Consider the following 17,544-nt stretch of genomic DNA (forward strand, 5'->3'; position numbering starts at 1 on the left):
GTACTTCCGAGCGCTTCGGTCTGTTTCATTCAAGCGTTACTTTATTAAGTGACTCTGTTCAATCGTTTGAAAGATTGATTGATAGATCTGCAGTTGCTCTGACCGATTCGGTCGTTCGATCCCCTCACCAAATAACCAGGTCGTCTCTTGTGTATCGTCATAGAGCATACCAGCCGCAAACGTCGGATTCGGCACCGAGATGCTTTCCTCATAGGAGAGACTCGGATCAAGAAACGGTTCGACGGATTTTTGAGAGCCGATAAAGAAAAAGGGAATCTGCGCCTTCCGGTAGACGGTAGCATAGTCACGTCCCGCTGCTTGATGTAAGTACTCCGGCATAATCATGACTGCGTCGTATCGTCGTAAATCTCCTTTGATCTCCTGCAGATCAATCGAGTGGAAATCCGGTGATTGCGTAAGAACTGGAGCTGTTCCGACGACGGCGATGGTGAGATCGATGGTACTGGCCTTTGGTGTCAACGTTGGTTTTTTCATCATACATACGGTAAGCAGTAGACTGAGTGCAAGTAAAGTCATGACGGTTCTTTGTCTCATCTGTCCCTCCATGATTTCCTAATATTAGGTCTTTCGCCTAGTTCCTTTATACCATAGAAATGGGTGACATTATGTTTTTGCACAATAGGGAAATCGCGTGAATAAAGTACCAACAGAAGCCAATAAAAAAAGACTCCCTGATTGGAGTCTCCTTACTTTTCAGCATCGATTTTTGAAGCCTTACGTGCAATGACGACAATAAAGACGATGGCACCGACAGGAATCACGAGCGGCATCCAGTCGAGGATATACTGTGCGTTCATCGTATCCCCCCTTACCTAGCAAGCTATAAGCGTAGCATATGCCAATTGCTGGGGAGTTGCAAGTCACAGTCGGGGCAGAAGTTCGTTCACGATCGCGTAATAAATCAAGATACTTGTCGAGAGCGTATATCCGATGAATAAAAGGGGTGTGAATTTAGGTTTCATGCGTCGTTCGATCAAGCGTAACGAGCCGATGGTGACGACAAGAGCGACGACCGGACTGAATCCGAATACGACGATATCTAAGGATGTCACGACATCTTCTGGAAACACGAGATGAAAGACAAAAAGTGAAAATAAGTACCACGATGTATAGGATAGACAAACGAAGAAGAGGAAAGCAGCTAGTTTCCGCATCCCGTTTGATTGGCTTTTTTCCATCTGTTGCATGTCGTTCCTCCTACATAAGTATCAGATACCCTTAATAGTAACTGGAACTATTCGCTTAAAATATTCAAATATGAATATCCGACAAAAAACGACAAAAAGTTTTTTCTCGACAATTTAAAAAAGCAAGATCCACGGTCAAGTGAACCTTGCTTTAGCCCTTAGAGAGCAGGTGTTTCGACTTGGTACATCGTCGCAAGACCTGCCACCTTGTTCTTGAATGTCTCCCGCCGTTCGACAGGCGCGATGATTTCCGCCTGGTTGCCGAACTGAATCAGCCACATCATGAAACCGTCGGAAAAGAGCGCATCGACTTTGACCTCGAACCAGAGGTCATCGAGACGACGGCAGCGGATATCCGTTCCGAATCGGTCGACGACGGTTGGCATCAGACTCTCCTGGAATTTAAGCGTCAATTGCTCGTTCTCTCCCCCGTACATGTTGAACATGTTACTTAAGTAACTCGGCTCGACATGGACCGGTTCTTCCATCGGTTCGAACGCTTTACAATCGACGATTCGGTCGACCCGGTACGTTCGGATCTCTTTGATCCGCTCATCGCGTCCAATCAAATAGTAATTTCCGTTATCCATCAACAGATGAGCCGGAGAAACGAGGTAATGCTCGCCATCCTTCCGTAACTCGAACTTCCGCGTCCGTTCATTAAACTTTCCTTGGTACTGGAAACTGATGACGAACCCATCGCTAATTGCTTTCTGAATCGTATCGATCGAGCGCGACGTCATTCCTTTTGGTTTTTTGACAGTATGTAGCACCGGTTGGAGTGACTCCGCCATCTTGTCACTCGTCAACGACTGAATCGTCTTAACGAGCGACGTCGTCTCACTTTCCGAGATGAACTTCGCACTGGCGATGGCATCGACGAGCAATCGGAGCTGATGATGCTCAAAGGGACGACTGACGAGATGATACGGAATGGCAAGTCCATTCTTCGTCTCTTCCGCCACGACGTCAAAACCTGATTTGGCAAGTGCCGCAATATCATCCTTCAACGATTTTCGGGATAGCTTCTCGATCAGTCCTCGTTTCGAGAGTTCCATGCTCAATTCCTCAAGCGTCAACGTATGGTCTTCATCCGACTGACGTTCGAAGATTTCTCGTACAGCAAGTAAGCGGTCACGGTTCGTTAATTTTTCGTTAGACACTACGCATCCTCATTTCCTAAGTCACAATGGTTTGGTTATACTTTACAGTATACATGAAAATGAATATTAAATTAACAATAAAATGGTAAAAATTAAGAGATAGGAGAATTTGGATGCATTATATCGCAGAATGGAATGGTCAGCGCTTTGATTACCGAGATAGCGGGAGCGGTCCCGTCATTCTTTTGATTCATGGTACGCAGTCGGATTACCGGGAGGTCTACCATGTCGAAAAGTTAATCACGGCAGGATATCGTGTTATCGTACCGTCACGTCCGGGATACGGAAGAACGCCACTTCAGCTCGCAGATAGTCCAGAGGCGCTTGCAACGTTCTACGCTGGGTGGCTTGCTTCCCGCCAGATTGAACAGTACACCGTTTACGGCATCTCTGCCGGCGGACCGACGGCAATTGCACTTGCTGGAATGGATCCAGGCGTTCATGCCCTCGTCTTAGCGTGTGCGATGACGCACCGGATCTCGCTGCCGTATCACCGTCTTTTGATCCAACCGGTCTTACAACGCCCTTTGCAGTTCATCCAGTGGGGGCTTTGGACGTATGTGAAGGATAAGATTCGTAAGTTTCCTGAAGAAGCAGCGGTTCGGATGGTCGAGATGACGAGTCTTTTACCACGCGAAACGATCCGTACCCACATTAGTGAGACGGATGCGTCGTTATTATATGAGGTTGGTCTTCAAAATGGTCCTGGGCGAGGTGTCTTGTTTGATATCACACAAGACTTAGAACGAGAACGGCTTGAAGCCGTCACGTGTCCCGTCTTGATCGTCCATTCGAAGTCAGACCGTGCTGTTCCGTTCGAGCATGCGGAACACGCACGACGGAGCATTCCTCACGCGCAGTTCATTGAATCGAAAAGTCCCGGTCACCTGATTTGGATCGGTCCATCCGCACGTCGGGATGAACGGATGATCGAACGGTTCATCGCCTTCAATCAGATGACTTGAAGGCGGAGCCGCATTTTTAGCTTCTCATCATCCTCCTCGATCGCAATCAGACCACGACGCGTTAGTTCACCAATCGCACGACGCGTCCGGTCTTGATTAAGTCGAGCACAGCGGGCAATCTCAGAGATGCCCATCCGACATGACAGTTGGTTCGCCTTGATCTTTGATGAAGGCTTCGCGACGGAGCGTTGTAAGAGGCGCCAAAAGACATGGCGGGCATCCTCTGATAAAGCATAGGCATTTTTCTCGATCACCGGCGGCATGTAACGAACGTCTTCTCGAATCCGGCGAATCAGATAGAGACTGAGCCATTCTTCGAGCTCCGCTTGAATTCGTGAGAATTCGAACCACCAGAGCTGCTCGAGTGCCTCTTCCTCTTTCGTCGCCAGTTGCCAGCTAGCAGGAATCTCATCAAACTCTTCCTCGAGCCAGTCTTCGTAGTCGAGTGCCGTCTCATACAAGACTTGTGACGGGATCTGCTCGAGTGACGTCCGATGTTTATAGATATCAAAGCTCATCCGTCGAAAATGTTCGACGGATGCAGCCACTTGGCTCAAATGAATCAATTGTTTCGTAATGAGTCGCGCCAGTCCATCCATCTCGAGGTGGATGGCATATAAGTGTTTTTCTAGCGCAATGAGCGTGCTTCTCTCCATTCGACCGTTCCTCCCCTATTTGTTTTTCGTCTTCTTGTCTTTTTCCGCAAAACCCTTATTCAAAACCAATTGTGAGCATATCGGTGTATTGACAGTGCAGTTTGGAATAGAATAGAACAATCGAATTCAAAAGGAGATGCACGATATGTATACGATTTTTGGTAGCTCACGTAAAGGAAACAGTGAATGGCTCGGGGAACAAGCATTGAAAGGAATCCCTCATGTTGCTGTCGATTTGGCGAACGTCTCGATTCAGCCGATTGAAGACCGCCGTCATCATGGAGGCTTTTTGCCGATTGGCGATGACTATCGCCGGATTGTCGAAGAGATGCTTGAACACGATGACATCCTGTTCATCACTCCGATTTACTGGTACTCGATGTCGACGAAGATGAAATTATTCATCGATCGATTCAGCGAGTCACTGCGCGACGAAGAGCTTGACTTCAAAAGCCGGATGGCGGGGAAACGATTCCACTTGATCGCGGTCGGAGGAGACAATCCACGCGTTAAAGGACAAGCGCTCGTCACGCAGTTCGAGCATATCGCATCGTTCCTTGGCGCGACGCTTGAGACAGCGATTCTTGCCGAAGGAAATGCACCAGGTGAGGTCGAGTATGATCAAGAAGCGATTGCCGCAATCGAGGCGTTTCGTGAAAAAATGTCAGGAGCACGTGTTTAAGCACTGTTCGTGAAGGGAAATAACTGAAGCAGAGCGCACGACTATCTAGCGTACGACTCAATTCAGGAGGTGGTCAGCCATGTTCGCATCTAAAAAACGATCGAATCGCAAGTGGAAACAACTGACTTCACGCCAGCATATCCTTCATCTTGAACATCTGTATCAATCACGCGAAGAGACGATTGTTCGTGATCGCCTCTCCTTACAACACATCATGGAACGTGCAGTCCGGACCGGACAGACGGTCCACGTCCGATTAAAACAACTCGATACGGTATCCGGTTCGATCCAAGCGATTTTTCATGACCGCGGAACGATTGAACTCGTCACATCGACAGGTATGCGCCGGATGGTGCGAGCGTCGGACGTCATCGATATCCAGTGGACGACAACCTAACAGCATGTAACCCCTTCTCGACTAGAGGAGGGGTTTTTGGTTTACATGAGTCCTTTGCCACCGAGTGGTTGATCTGTCAGTACAAATCGTAAACGTCGTCCATAACCCATACATTAAGAAGTACCTGATAACGGTCGGACTTCCGCGCGCCACCCGTAAGATTCCCCTTCTGCGACTTGGGTCGTCGGGTGAAGGGAAGCCAGTTCCATCGCATGATCGAAATCACGTGCTTCAAAGACAATCAAACTGCCAATCTGCTCTCCATGCGTTCGATCCGGCTCTACTTTCTTCTGTACGACCCCATCCTGCCAGTAAAATGCTTGTGTTGTAAGACCCGGGTGCCAGTCTGATAGGACATCGACTTGTTCATTGAAGGTGTTCATCAACGCATCACAACGCGACATCAAAGCATCGATCTCTTCCTTCGATAAAGCATCCATCCGCTCAGCATCGTAATAACCGACATATAAGAATTGCATTGTCTCTCCTCCTCTCAACTTTCCCATTCCCTTCCATGAGAAGGCTAAACAAAAGCCTCCTGTCTCTACGCTGAGAAACAGGAGGCTTTTGTATCATTCATCTTTTAACTTGACGTTTTGATCGGCTGGTAACGTCGTCGTCGTTTCCTCGTCTTCAAGTTTTGGTACGCCAGCACCATAATCGGTTGCTTCATCCGTCACGTACGACGCCGCGAACGCTGGATTCAGTAAATCGGATTTCGAACCGACGATGACGATCCGACCGTGTCGGACTTCATCTTCTAGATTCTCAGCGACATCCTTCGTCATGCCAAGCTCGGACAACTGCGCGATCCGGTCATTTCGGTTACTACGGACGGCTGATAATAATGTCTCGAAGAACGACTTCTTCGTCACGCGGTACGGTAACGTCTGTGTGTCATTCGCGATCCGTTCCGCGAGTTCTTCATCTTTAGCAAAAATATAAATCTGTTTATTCGAATAGCCACTTGATTTGAGGCTCGTCACTTCTGCGTCGACAGCGGTCATGTTTCGTACGATGCGTGTTTCAAGCATAAAAATCCCTCTCTTTCATGCAGCAAGCTGCTGATAAGAAGTTATACCCGAAACATAATAGTTGAAACCTGAAATTGAAAAATGGATCAAGCAGCAGTCTGGATTGAAGACGCACGCCGCTTTTGCCAGATCGTAAACAAGGCAATCAGAATCATCAGGACGACTTGCGGGATAAGCGTCTCGAGCGTCGGATAAAAGCCAAGCCACCCGGCAGTTCCGAGTCCATTGAATGGATGAATCGGTAAGATGTTCGTCAGCTGCAACGCGTGCAGACTCGTACCAAGAATCTTGAACGCCATCAGATAGATCAACCACGATGCGACTTGGAACAGACGATGGATCGGTAAACGAACACCGATCTGAATGACTGCGTACGAGACGAGACCGATGATGACGATTGCAAGACCGATTCCGGATAACAAGGCAGTTTTCGTCATCGCTGGTGCCATTCCGATATAGAACAACAACGTCTCGGCGCCTTCTCGGAAGATCGTCAAGAAACTGACGAAGAACAAAGACGTCGTCGAAAGCGTCGACAAAAAGTGTTTTCGTTTGGCGACGGCGCTTTTCGAGTGCAACCAGTAGCCGACGAACAACATGACGACGACGGCGACGATGCCCGTGTAGCCTTCAATTTGTTCCCGACCTGTCGCTGCGAACGAGGCCTGAAAGACCGTCTGCAAGATAAGCGCTAACAGACCGCTTGCGATCAGACCAAGCCCAGCGCCTGCCCAAACCTTTCCTTCTTGTTTCGATCGACTTTTCCGCGCGAAAGCAACAAGCGCGCTGACGATCAATAACGCTTCGAGACCTTCCCGCAGCATGACGAGCATTGCATCAACAAACGTATAATGCGTCTTCGTTTGTAATTGTGCGATAGCATTCTCAAACGACTGGAGTTCTTTTGCCGTCTTTTCCCTCGTTTCCGGCTTCAGGCGGGCAAGTAACAGTGGTACATCGGATTCAAGCTGGATATAGAGACCTTCATTACGTGTCCGAACCTCACCTTCCGCACGTGGCCAAGTCTTCAGAAACGCTTCAATCGCTTCTTTCGCTTGCGGTAAATCATTTGCCGCAAGTGCGGTTTGCGCCTTTTCAAGTGGCGTCAGAAGTGACTGCAGTCCCGTTTTCTTCGCCTGGACCTGCTTTCCGTCGAGGAAGGACTGGACAGCCGTATCGAACTGATCAAGTGCGGCTTTCCAGTCCTTCGTATCCGAAGGTTTTCGCGCTGCCGCGATTCGGATCGACGCAAGTGCCATCTCGATGTTGCCATAGTGACCGACACTGTCATTACGAACAAGACTCTCGTGCGTCGCCCAAGCGGTCAACAACCGTTGCTCCGCTGCCGGACGGTCGCTCGCTTTGACCTGCCGCATCTCTTTCGTCAACGAAAGCAATTGCTTCACCTTTGCTTTTGCGACCGGATCCGTCCTCGGTTTCGTTGCTTCTTCTTGCTTGCGGACGGCAGCAGAGAGTGCTGTCAGTTGCTCGCGGACTTCCGGAAACGTTGCCGACCGTTTCGCATCGACCTGTTTGACGGCTTTCGTGATTGCCGCTTGTTGATCAGGTAAGTCTTGAGCAGCTTGTCTTAGTTCATCAATCGCTTGATTCAGTGCTGCGCGATCTTTACTTGCGACGGCAGACAGGGCTTGTCCGATTGCGACATAGAGATCATCCGTCGATGCAGCATGGACGGGCACCGCGTGTTGACCGGCTATAAGGAGTACAAATAACAGGATAAGATTACGCAAATAACGCATCACCGATGTAGCCTCCTTTCGAGATTCCACCGAAGCAGGCGAAGACGGCACTTCCACGGTGCGTGATGTATTCATTCAATCGGTCCTGTGCGGCAAGACGACGCTGAATCTCGATGAATTGTTTCGGTGAACGCTGATACGATAAAAAGAGTAGTCCAGCATCAAGGGCACCTGTCTTTTCATCGATACCATCCTGATACGAGTAGGAACGGCGTAAGATCGCTGTCTTCCCGTCCCCGTGCGCGACAGCGGTATGCGAGTCAACCGGTAAGGCGGCTTCGCCACGAGCTTGTCGTTTCGCTGGTGTGACGGAAGCGAACTCGTCTGTTGAACCAAGCGGAGCCCCGGAAGCGCGTTCGCGCCCGAAGGTCCGTTCTTGCTCTTTTAGAATCGTCCGGTCCCAGACTTCAAGGTGCATCTGGATGCGACGGACGACGAGGAACGAGCCGTTCGTCAACCATGGTGTTCCGTCTTGCCACTGACAAAAGAGCGATTCTTTCCGGACCTGCTTCTTCGAGACGTCAGGATTCCCCGTACCGTCCTTGAAGCCGAATAGATTACGCGGCGTCCCGCCAGAGGCATCTGCTGCTTTACTGCGCTGGAAACCAGCTTGGGACCAACGCATCGCGACCGTCCCACGTCCGACACGGACGAGGTTACGGATTGCATGGAAGACGACTTGGGCATCATCACCGCACACTTGGACGACGAGGTCGCCTCCGCTCCATTTTTCGTCGAGACGATCGAGATCGAACGTTGGTAACGCTTTAAGAGCATCCGGTCGTTTATGACGGATGCCGAAGCGACCGTCAAACAGACTTGGACCGCATCCGAACGTAAACGTCAAGTGACCCGCCGATAGACCATCCGCTTCCCCCGTATCTTCCGGTGGGACGTAGCGGGAGTCGGAATCACCGTATGGTAATCCGGCAGCAAGTCTGGCACATAACCGCGTCCAGCGTTTTAATAAATCGACCAACTCATCGCGTCGCTCCGTCTTGATATCAAACGCCACGACTTGGACATGATTTTGTGGGGGTGTCAGAATTCCCGCTTGATACGTCCCGTAGAACGGCTCTTGGTCACTGGCTTCAACAGTCAATGTCCGTGGAAGGAACTTTTCAAGACCACTGGCATAAAGGGCAGCTCCGAGACTCGTCAAACCCGCGACCTTCAGGACGTCACGCCGCGTAACACCTTCTTGGATTGGTTTCATGCTTATCCCTCCAGTACGATGCCCATCTTCGAGAGCGGTTCCGCGAGTTCATTGATGGCGACACTCATCTGTTTGACGTCTTGTTTCGAGAGACTCGTATAGAGGACATAGCCGTCACCCTGTTTCTTCGCATCGAGTAACGCGTGGACATCCTTGAAGCGAGCCGCAATCTCTTTTGATAACGCCGCATCTTGTTTTTTCAGCGCTGGGTTCAACAGTTCGTAAATCTTTTCAGCCCCTTCGACGTTTGCTGCGAAGTCATATAAGTCCGTATGCGAATAGCGGTCTTCTTCGCCTGTCACTTTTGAGGTCGAGACTTCGTTTAGCAAATCCGTCGCCCCCGTGACGAGTAATTCTGGTGTCACCTCGACCGTCTCGACCTTCGCCCGCAGTAAATGAACGTCCTTCATCAATTGTTTCGCGTACGCTTCATAACCTTTTGTCGTTCCCTTTTCGAATAACCCTTGCTCAATCCGGTGGTAACCGCCCCACTCCGACGCTTTGACATCGCCTGCTCGGGCATCAATCTTCGGATCGAGGTCACCGAACACTTCCGCGATTGGTTCTGCGCGTTCGTAATACATCCGTGTCGGCGCGTACAACGCTTTCGCTTCTTCAAGCTTTCCCGCTTGTACGGCATTCGTGAACTTTTCTGTCTCACGAACGAATGTATCAATTTCGTTGATCGCGTACGTCCGGTAATCCGCAACGACCTGGTCAAAATTCGTCTTTTTTGGTGCCGGTGTCTCCGCTTGTTTCGCTTCACTGCAACCTGCTAAAACGACGGCGAGCGCCCCTGTCATCAATAATGCTTGTTTCATGTATGGTTCCCCCTGTTACTAATTAAGTCAGTTCCTTAAATAGTATAGACGACAATGATAATCGTTATCAATAAAAATTTTTGAGCAATTAAAAACGCTTGAACCGGTTCATTTCAACCGATTCAAGCGTTTTGTCAGGCTTGTTCTTTACGTTTTTTGAAGTACGTCCGCGAAATGATGAACGTGACGATCCCAAAGCCAATAAAGACGAATGCTTTTTGGAACAAGCTGAGGAACGACAAATCGAATAGCAAAAGCTTGACGGCACTGATTGTCAGTAGCAACAACCCGGACAATCGCCACGTCGACGACGTCCGCATCCGACCGATTGCGACAAGGACGAGTGCGAGGACGATATAGGCAGCGGACAACGTCGTACTACGCGCCGTCTCTTCAAGACCGCGGTAGAATGGTAACTCCATGATGATCAACGTGTAGGTCGTAAAGACACCGATTGCAGCTAAGACGAGGACAAGTTGCCATGACCCTTTCCAAACCGGATCACGATGTGTCTGAACGAGGAGCAAGACGAATGCCGTCGAAGCGATGACCATCGCGAGCACCGTCAAGGCGTAGGAGAGACCTAGGCTTTGATAAGATTCATAATCAACGACGGCTGAAAAGATAAAGACGACATACAAGCCGACGTTAAACAACCGTTGATGCGGCATGCGTGCCTGTGGAACGAACCAAAATGCGGCGATCAACCCGGCAATCAAAAAGTAACGTAGTTGATAGGTCCAGCTGAGGGCATCTGCCGGAATCAAGAGAACGGCGACGAGTAAGGCAACGTGACCGACGCCGTTTTGAGCGGGATCCTTTAATCGATCAGCAAGCACATAAGCAATGCCTGCGAATAGAATTGCGGCAAATGCTCCGAACGACCAATCGAGAATCAGTAACGTCAGTAATACGACACCTCCAGCAAGCCAGCTTGGGACGTTTGGCTGAAACTGGATCCGTCGACCGACGAACGACGTCGCACCGTAACCAAAGAGTGATGCAAGTAAGACCGACCACTCATCAAGTCGTGGTACCTGTTCATCAAGCCAGTAGAGCTCTAACGAGAGTAGACCGAACGCGAGTGCGATCGTAAAGATCACCCAAGCGAAGACAAACGCTTTTTTTGCCTTCAGTCGGTCAACCGCAAAGAAGATCGCTGCGAACAGGACGACTTCGTATAATAAGAAGAGCGGTAAGTTCGGTTCGTCTGATAATTGTAGATATGGTAATAAGAAACCGGTGATGGATACGAGGACGAGCAAGGCTTGCGATCGCATCCAGAGCATCAAACCGTACGCGATGAAGACGACGACGAGCTCAAGTAAGAAAGCTAAAGACGGTGGATAGAATTGATATAAGGCCATCCCGGCGAACAGTGCCGCCAACGCGACGATCGTACCGGTCGCGACGAGTCCGACCCCGAGCTCACGTCGTTTCTTCTCATACTGGTATTCTCCGAGAGCGATGACGAGTAGACCAATCAAGACCCCACTTCCGATGCGGACAGGCGGACTGATCAGACCGGCAACCGAGGCGTAGGAGAAAAGGAATAAAGCCCCGAGTGCAGCGAATATCGCTCCAATCCGAGGTAACCAGACGGTCGCGATGACTTGTTCCCATTCTTCGCGGGAGCGTTTTTCTTTAAATGTTGGTGGAGGAACAACCGGCTTTCGTTTCGTATAAGCAGGGCGCGGAGCTGGGCGAGCGACTGTACTTACTTCTGGTTCGCTCGGTTCAGGTGCGACAGGCGAAGTGTTCTGTCCTTCAAGGGCAGCTACTCGTTGTCGTAACGCCGCAATCTCCTGCTCGAGACGCGTGATCCGTGGATCTTCCATCTCTTCACTTCCTTTCATGGATACATTGTCATTCTTTTACACACCTAGCAGGTGAACTCCTTCATTTTACAGTAGATTTCGTATCGATATGCCTGAAAATGACAAAAATCCGGTCGCGTGGGAGCGACCGGATAAGAGTTTAACGAACAGATAACGCATATTGTCCCGTTTGATTGAAAACGGATGTGAACTGCGAGCGACTGACACTGTACTTGCCGCGGTATGGGTCCGAGACGTAGAACGAACCACTTGAGACACCTGTCACGAGCATGACGTGATAGTTCCGGTAACCTGTGAATGTTTTACCGTCCGGTTTAATCCAAGAGAAGTAGCCATATGGATTCTTGAAATCGACCGTTGCCCAGACGATGACCGGGTTACCGCTGCGGATTTCACGTTCAATCTTCGAGACGCCCATTTTCGAAATATCAACGGCACCACTGCGGTATTTTTTCGCGAGTGGTAGGATCCCTTTCGGATAGATGCCCCAGTTCTTGTAGTAATCAAGCGTTCCGGCTGGATTCCCCGTGAACATTTTTTCTGGATCTGCCCAGTAATACTTCCCGTTCTTATACGTCGCGTTCTTCATGCTTTTCGGCATTTGATTGTAGAGTGACGCAGCAGAGACGGCTTTTTTCTTGTATTCAAGTGCCATCTTCAACGAGACGAACTCACAGCCAGATGGATACCCGAGTGAATATTGGTTGTAGTACGGGACGTTCAGCTTCTTCGTCGTCGTCGATGGTTTCGACTTCGAGACGTATTGTGTCGAGATATAGCGGTAGCTTCCTTTGTAGAGAATCCGTGTCCAGCTCCCTGATGTGCCATATGTCGAAACGGCAACCCCTTTGTTCAGCTGCCCTACGACCTTATACTTCGTTCCAGCACCTGTCCGGACGTTGAGCGTACCGACCGTCGTATACTTCGTCCCAGTCGATGTGTATTTCGACGAGGACGATTTGACGTAGTTCTTGTGTATGTAGCCTGTGCGGGATTTGTAGCTGATTTTATACCAGCTGCCGGACGTTCCCTTTGATGTGTAGACATTCCCTTTGTAGACGTTACCGAGAATCTTACTCGATGTCGACGGTTTCTCGCGGACGCGTAAGACATCCGTCGTCACGGTCAACTTCGTCGCGGCCTCAGCGATCAACGAAGGGCTGAGTACGCCAACGATGACAACCGCTACGAGCAAAGCGGATAAGAATCGTTTCATGATAGACCCCCTATGTTTTGATTTGGTGAGACATTCCCTTATTCCCAACTTTTTGAAAAAATAATCAACATTTCTTTAGAAAAATCTGAAAAATAAGGAATGCACCTGTTCTTTATATCAAAAAAACCGACCATGCCTATGGGCACAGTCGAGTTGTCATCAACCTGCAATCAAATTAAAATTTAATTTTGGATCGTCAAGATATAAGGTGACGGTTGCGCAAAAGCTTGTTCGAGCAGGTGGGCAACAAACAAGGTATCTTCTTCTTTCACGGGAAGCGGTGCATCTTCGACGATACTGCGGTAAAAGGCGCGATACATTTTACCGTAATCACCAACAGGACTCGGGATCCGGACGTCTTGCAGATGACCGTGTTCATCGTGATAGATCAAACGCCCATAATCGTCTTCTGAATCCTCACCGAATCCCTCTTCTCCCGGGAAGTAGTTCGCTTTCAAATCGAGCTCTTGCCGGTCGACGTGTTGTTTGATGAACGTGCCGTTCGTGCCGTGTAACATCCACCGGGGTGCCGGGGCAAGTGCGACATGACTCGTCCGGACGCTGACCTTGAGCTCCGGATAATAGAGATCAATCGCAAACGCGTCGTCTGGATTATGCGGCAGTCGAACACTGCGCACGTCAAAGGCGACCTTGTCCGGTTTTCCGAACAAAGCGATGATTTGATCGAGCGTATGGACGCCGAGTCCGTAAAGCGCACCGTTTTCGTGACGCGCATCAGCCGACGCCGCTTCTGGGCGGAATAGATCAAATTGCGAGACGACCTCGACGAGACGACCAAGTTTCCCGGACCGGATGATTTGCGCGACGACTTGGAAGTCGCTGTCGTAACGTCGGTTTTGATAGGCGAGAATCTTGACGCCTTGCGCATGTGCTTCTGCAAATAGACGCTTCGTCTCCTCTTCCGTCACCGTAAATGGCTTTTCGACGAGAACGTGCTTTTGATGTTGCAGCGCGAGCAACGCGTATTCGAAATGTGTCGCCGGTGGTGTATTGATGACGACGACATCAAGTACCGGGTCAGCGAGCATTTCGGACAGATCCGTCGTAAAACGGGCATCCGGCAGTCGATCCTGATAGGAGGCGAACAGCTCCGGTTTTTCCTTCCGATTGTAAATCCAGGTGACGTGATAGTTGTCCTCGATCATCACGTACGGTAAATGGTAACGGGTCGTACTTTTGCCAAAGCCGATGAAGCCGATATTCAATCGCATCCGATCACTCCTTGAACCGTTCTTTTTCTCTTACCATACCAAACGAAACGACCGTTGTCTTGATTGAACCGCTTCAAGCCGTCGCTTCGATGCGTTCATACTCATAAATCGAGAAGCCGTCCCGTGTTCCTTGATGGACGAATCCGAAGGACGTGTAATACGCGTTGAGAAACTCGTTTGAAGCGACACAGTCGAGTCGTAGGATTTCTCCTTCATCCTCTGTCACTGCAATCGCGTGTTCCAGTAGTTTTCGACCGACACCACGTCCTTTTGCGCGGTCGCTGACGACGATTCGATGGATATACAGACCTTCTACATCATCCCACAAGGATTGATCCCATTCGAGCGAAGGAAGCAGGGCAACGGAACCAAGCAGCTCGTTCTGATCCTCAAAGACATACAGGCGGCCGGCTTCTAAATCTCGCGCGACGAGTTGTTCGATGTCTTGCTCCAGATAAGCAGACCACTGGCTACTACCACTGGCTTTGAGGGAGAGCGCTTTTTGCTCAAGTAGGGTTGCGATGTTTCGAACGTCTTTTGATGTAGCTTGTCGTATCATGTTATTCCTCCTGTTACAAAAAAATTCTTCTCTATCCTAACGAATGTACAGCGAGAAGAAAACCTTTTTGCTTCAAGATTTCATCGTTCCCCATTATTTTGTGATTTTTTTCATATTCCACAATTTTATTTCAATGTAACGTATCCTTTAGGAGTGATCTGACCCCCAGTCGTCACAACGGATAAACGACCGGCTTCCCACGAGCCGGTCGTTTTTTGTCGTTCAGGCGAGTTCAACCCAGCGACGCGACAAATTCCGTGCTTGCGCCCGGTACTCGTCGTCTTCGACAATCGGATTACTGAGTCGTGGAGCGGAATCCGCATAGTAGCCGCCATTATCGAGCGGATCGTCGGTCGTTGCGAGATAGAGTGCCGTCTTCGCGCCGTATTCTGGTGTATAGAGTTTTCCGGTCCAGTATCCGACTTGCGCGACCGGTTTGAGTAACGTCTTCATCACTTTGCCGTACTTGCCGCGATAAAACAAATCCGTATTGACGATCCCCGGGTGGACGCTGACGAACGTGATCCGGTCGCCGTGCTTCTCTGCCAGTTCACGCATATGAATCATTTGCAGGAGCTTCGATTCGCGGTAGGAACGCATCGGGCTATAGTGTTCTTTTTTGACGTGAGCGATCGCCTCGAGTTCGACGTCGGTCCGAATCAAGCCGCCTTCACCTGCGAGCGATGAAATCGAGATGACGCGCGGATCGTTCCCTTTCTCAAGTAACGGCAATAAGCGCTCGATCAAATAGAAATGACTCAAGTAGTTGACCTGGAATTGTGATTCGAAGCCGTCCTTCGTGACATGATACGGCGGTACCATGACACCGGCGTTTAAAATCAAGCGGTCGATGCGACCGACTAAATCAAACAGACGATCCGCGAAGCGACGAACGGAGTCCAGTTGATCGAGTTGGACGATCTCGATTTCGAGGTGCGTATGCGATACACCATGTTCCCGCAGTAGTTGCACGAGTGCCGTCGCTTTTTTCTGCGAACGGACGGTAGCGATGACCCGATCTCCTCGTTCCAATAATTCTTGAATCGTGACCATCCCCATGCCGGAGTTGGCACCCGTGACAATACAGATGTTCATCCCTTTTCCTCCTTGTGTTCCATTTTGAACGCAACTAGTTCTGCTTCTAGTTTTCCTTTTTCTTTTCGTTTGTACACCTCGTTTTGACGTTATTTTTCGAAATTTTCAAAAAGTAACGTATACTAAAAGGAGAACATGTTATCACGAAAGAGGTGGTCGGATGGAAGAAGGGACGATCTTATTCGTCGCAGGAACGTTATTATTGATTGCGATCATCACGACGAAGTTTGCCGTCCGGTTGAATGTACCGACGTTGATCCTGTTCGTCGTCGTCGGGATCGTAGCAGGGTCAGATGTCACAGGAATCATCAACTTTGGTGATTTCGAGCAAGCTCGTCTCTTTGGGACGATGGCGCTCGTCCTGATTCTGTTTGACGGTGGCTTGCATACGAAGTGGACACACTTCCGGAAAATTCTCCCCGCTGCCCTGTCTCTTGCGACCGTCGGGGTCCTTGCAACGACCGGGATCATTGCCATCGTTGCGTATCTATTACTTGATTTTTCTTGGCCGGTCGCGTTATTGATCGGCGCGCTCGTCGGCTCGACTGATGCGGCGGCTGTTTTTTCCCTGCTCAGTGGACGACCGGTCGATGCCAAAGTCAAACATACGCTCGAAGCGGAGTCCGGAACGAATGATCCGATGGCCGTCTTCCTGACGATCTTGTTCACATCGTTTGCGTTAGCGCCGGAGTCGTTCTCGATCGGTGCGGGTATTCTTTCCTTCATCTACGAGATGGGACTCGGGACGCTAGTTGGTCTTGCGATCGGGTATCTCGTCACACAACTGCTGAACCGGATCGAGTTGCCATCGTCCGCCCTTTATCCGACGCTTCTGTTCAGCGGTGCGCTCTTCTCGTATGGTCTTGCGACGATTTTGCACGCCAGTGGGTTTCTCGCCGTCTATCTGACCGGGATTTGGATCAACAATCATGACATGATCTACCGCGAGACGCTCAAACGATTCAGTGGCAGCTTGTCGCATTTAGCAGAGATTGGCATGTTCATCATGCTCGGACTGCTCGTTTTTCCGAAACAATTGCTCGATCCTCGGACCTTGTTCGTCTCGGCCGTCATCGTCCTGACGTTAATCCTGCTCGCTCGTCCACTTGCCGTCGTCTTGTCGCTGCTCCCGTTTCGGTACACGGTCAAAGAACAGAGTGTCATCACGGCAGCCGGATTACGGGGCGCCGTTCCGATCATTCTCGCGACCTATCCGCTTTCGAGTGGTCTTTCTGAAGCGCCGCTTCTTTTCAATATCGTCTTCTTCACCGTCATGACGTCTGCTCTTTTGCAAGGAACGGCCTTGCCGTGGATCGTCCGGCGAATGGGGCTAGAGACACAGCCCGACACGACGGTCGAACCGTTCCTGAAATTCATGACCGTCACCCATCCACAAGCGGAGATCATCGAGGTCCGCGTTTTGCAAGACAGTCATATTGCTGGAAAGACACTACAGGATATCGAGATGCCCCAGGATGTGCTCGTCGTTGCGATCATTCGTGAAGATGAAATTCTGACGCCGCGTGGTCAGACACGTGTCCTCGTAGACGATCAACTGTTGATTTTAACACCTAAACAAGCAGATCAGGACGTGCGACGGTTGATCGCGTCGCTCGGGTTATAGGTCGCTCTTTACACATCCTCCAGTAGGGTGTGTTTTTTGGTGTGGATTGGTATACTCAAACAGGAAAATAAAGGAGGA

Annotated in this window: 18 protein-coding genes; 4 read left to right on the forward strand and 14 right to left on the reverse strand. The window is 50.0% G+C overall.

Features of this window, described 5'->3' with window-relative positions:
• Positions 1–36 precede the first annotated feature (36 nt).
• The 3 genes from AC3B4V_RS11915 to AC3B4V_RS11925 form a co-directional block, all read right to left on the reverse strand.
• Positions 37–555: a hypothetical protein gene (locus AC3B4V_RS11915; RefSeq protein WP_347356194.1), complete on the reverse strand. Its 519-nt coding sequence runs from the start codon at positions 553–555 to the stop codon at positions 37–39.
• A 326-nt stretch (positions 556–881) separates the two neighbouring features.
• A complete protein-coding gene (locus AC3B4V_RS11920; RefSeq protein ID WP_050677942.1) occupies positions 882–1,208 on the reverse strand; it encodes a hypothetical protein in 327 nt (108 codons plus the stop codon).
• A 158-nt stretch (positions 1,209–1,366) separates the two neighbouring features.
• Positions 1,367–2,371, reverse strand: a complete 1,005-nt coding sequence (locus tag AC3B4V_RS11925) for a helix-turn-helix transcriptional regulator (protein ID WP_050677941.1) — start codon at positions 2,369–2,371, stop codon at positions 1,367–1,369.
• Positions 2,372–2,484: 113 nt separating this feature from the next.
• Between AC3B4V_RS11925 and AC3B4V_RS11930 the strand changes: the two genes are divergently transcribed.
• A complete protein-coding gene (locus tag AC3B4V_RS11930) occupies positions 2,485–3,336 on the forward strand; it encodes an alpha/beta fold hydrolase (protein WP_050677940.1) in 852 nt (283 codons plus the stop codon).
• Here the strand turns inward: AC3B4V_RS11930 and AC3B4V_RS11935 are convergent.
• Positions 3,324–3,992 (reverse strand): hypothetical protein, encoded by a 669-nt coding sequence (locus tag AC3B4V_RS11935; protein ID WP_064299883.1) that lies wholly within the window; start codon positions 3,990–3,992, stop codon positions 3,324–3,326. The two genes, AC3B4V_RS11930 and AC3B4V_RS11935, sit on opposite strands and share 13 nt — an antisense overlap.
• A 145-nt stretch (positions 3,993–4,137) precedes the next feature.
• On the opposite strand from AC3B4V_RS11935, the gene AC3B4V_RS11940 reads away from it, so the two are divergent.
• Both AC3B4V_RS11940 and AC3B4V_RS11945 read left to right on the forward strand, forming a co-directional pair.
• The gene (locus AC3B4V_RS11940) at positions 4,138–4,674 is read left to right on the forward strand and encodes a flavodoxin family protein (protein ID WP_064299884.1); all 537 of its coding nucleotides are present in this window, start codon (positions 4,138–4,140) and stop codon (positions 4,672–4,674) included.
• Between the two features lie 79 nt (positions 4,675–4,753).
• Entirely contained in the window at positions 4,754–5,071 is a 318-nt protein-coding gene (locus AC3B4V_RS11945; protein WP_029341705.1) for a hypothetical protein, read from the forward strand.
• Between the two features lie 113 nt (positions 5,072–5,184).
• Here AC3B4V_RS11945 and AC3B4V_RS11950 read toward each other — a convergent pair whose 3' ends face one another.
• The 10 genes from AC3B4V_RS11950 to AC3B4V_RS11995 form a co-directional block, all read right to left on the reverse strand.
• Positions 5,185–5,550: a YciI family protein gene (locus AC3B4V_RS11950; protein ID WP_488378549.1), complete on the reverse strand. Its 366-nt coding sequence runs from the start codon at positions 5,548–5,550 to the stop codon at positions 5,185–5,187.
• Between the two features lie 93 nt (positions 5,551–5,643).
• On the reverse strand, positions 5,644–6,105 hold the full coding sequence (locus AC3B4V_RS11955) for a general stress protein (RefSeq protein ID WP_488378550.1): 462 nt from the start codon (positions 6,103–6,105) through the stop codon (positions 5,644–5,646).
• 86 nt (positions 6,106–6,191) lie between these two features.
• Entirely contained in the window at positions 6,192–7,865 is a 1,674-nt protein-coding gene (locus tag AC3B4V_RS11960) for an FTR1 family protein (RefSeq protein ID WP_488378611.1), read from the reverse strand.
• Positions 7,849–9,081, reverse strand: a complete 1,233-nt coding sequence (gene efeB / locus AC3B4V_RS11965) for an iron uptake transporter deferrochelatase/peroxidase subunit (protein WP_488378551.1) — start codon at positions 9,079–9,081, stop codon at positions 7,849–7,851. Before efeB ends, AC3B4V_RS11960 begins: the two co-directional genes overlap by 17 nt.
• A gap of 2 nt (positions 9,082–9,083) precedes the next feature.
• Positions 9,084–9,902, reverse strand: a complete 819-nt coding sequence (gene efeO / locus AC3B4V_RS11970; RefSeq protein ID WP_488378552.1) for an iron uptake system protein EfeO — start codon at positions 9,900–9,902, stop codon at positions 9,084–9,086.
• A gap of 134 nt (positions 9,903–10,036) precedes the next feature.
• Positions 10,037–11,740, reverse strand: coding sequence for a DUF2339 domain-containing protein (locus tag AC3B4V_RS11975; protein WP_488378553.1), 1,704 nt, complete (start codon positions 11,738–11,740; stop codon positions 10,037–10,039).
• 139 nt (positions 11,741–11,879) lie between these two features.
• On the reverse strand, positions 11,880–12,956 hold the full coding sequence (locus tag AC3B4V_RS11980; protein WP_488378554.1) for a C39 family peptidase: 1,077 nt from the start codon (positions 12,954–12,956) through the stop codon (positions 11,880–11,882).
• A gap of 182 nt (positions 12,957–13,138) precedes the next feature.
• A complete protein-coding gene (locus tag AC3B4V_RS11985; protein ID WP_488378555.1) occupies positions 13,139–14,188 on the reverse strand; it encodes an oxidoreductase in 1,050 nt (349 codons plus the stop codon).
• Between the two features lie 73 nt (positions 14,189–14,261).
• Positions 14,262–14,747: a GNAT family N-acetyltransferase gene (locus AC3B4V_RS11990; RefSeq protein ID WP_023468305.1), complete on the reverse strand. Its 486-nt coding sequence runs from the start codon at positions 14,745–14,747 to the stop codon at positions 14,262–14,264.
• A 222-nt stretch (positions 14,748–14,969) separates the two neighbouring features.
• On the reverse strand, positions 14,970–15,842 hold the full coding sequence (locus tag AC3B4V_RS11995) for an SDR family NAD(P)-dependent oxidoreductase (protein ID WP_023468304.1): 873 nt from the start codon (positions 15,840–15,842) through the stop codon (positions 14,970–14,972).
• Between the two features lie 160 nt (positions 15,843–16,002).
• On the opposite strand from AC3B4V_RS11995, the gene AC3B4V_RS12000 reads away from it, so the two are divergent.
• Positions 16,003–17,466: a potassium/proton antiporter gene (locus AC3B4V_RS12000; protein WP_488378556.1), complete on the forward strand. Its 1,464-nt coding sequence runs from the start codon at positions 16,003–16,005 to the stop codon at positions 17,464–17,466.
• The last annotated feature ends 78 nt before the right edge of the window (positions 17,467–17,544 follow it).

It is taken from the genome of Exiguobacterium sp. E17S (assembly GCF_057772545.1).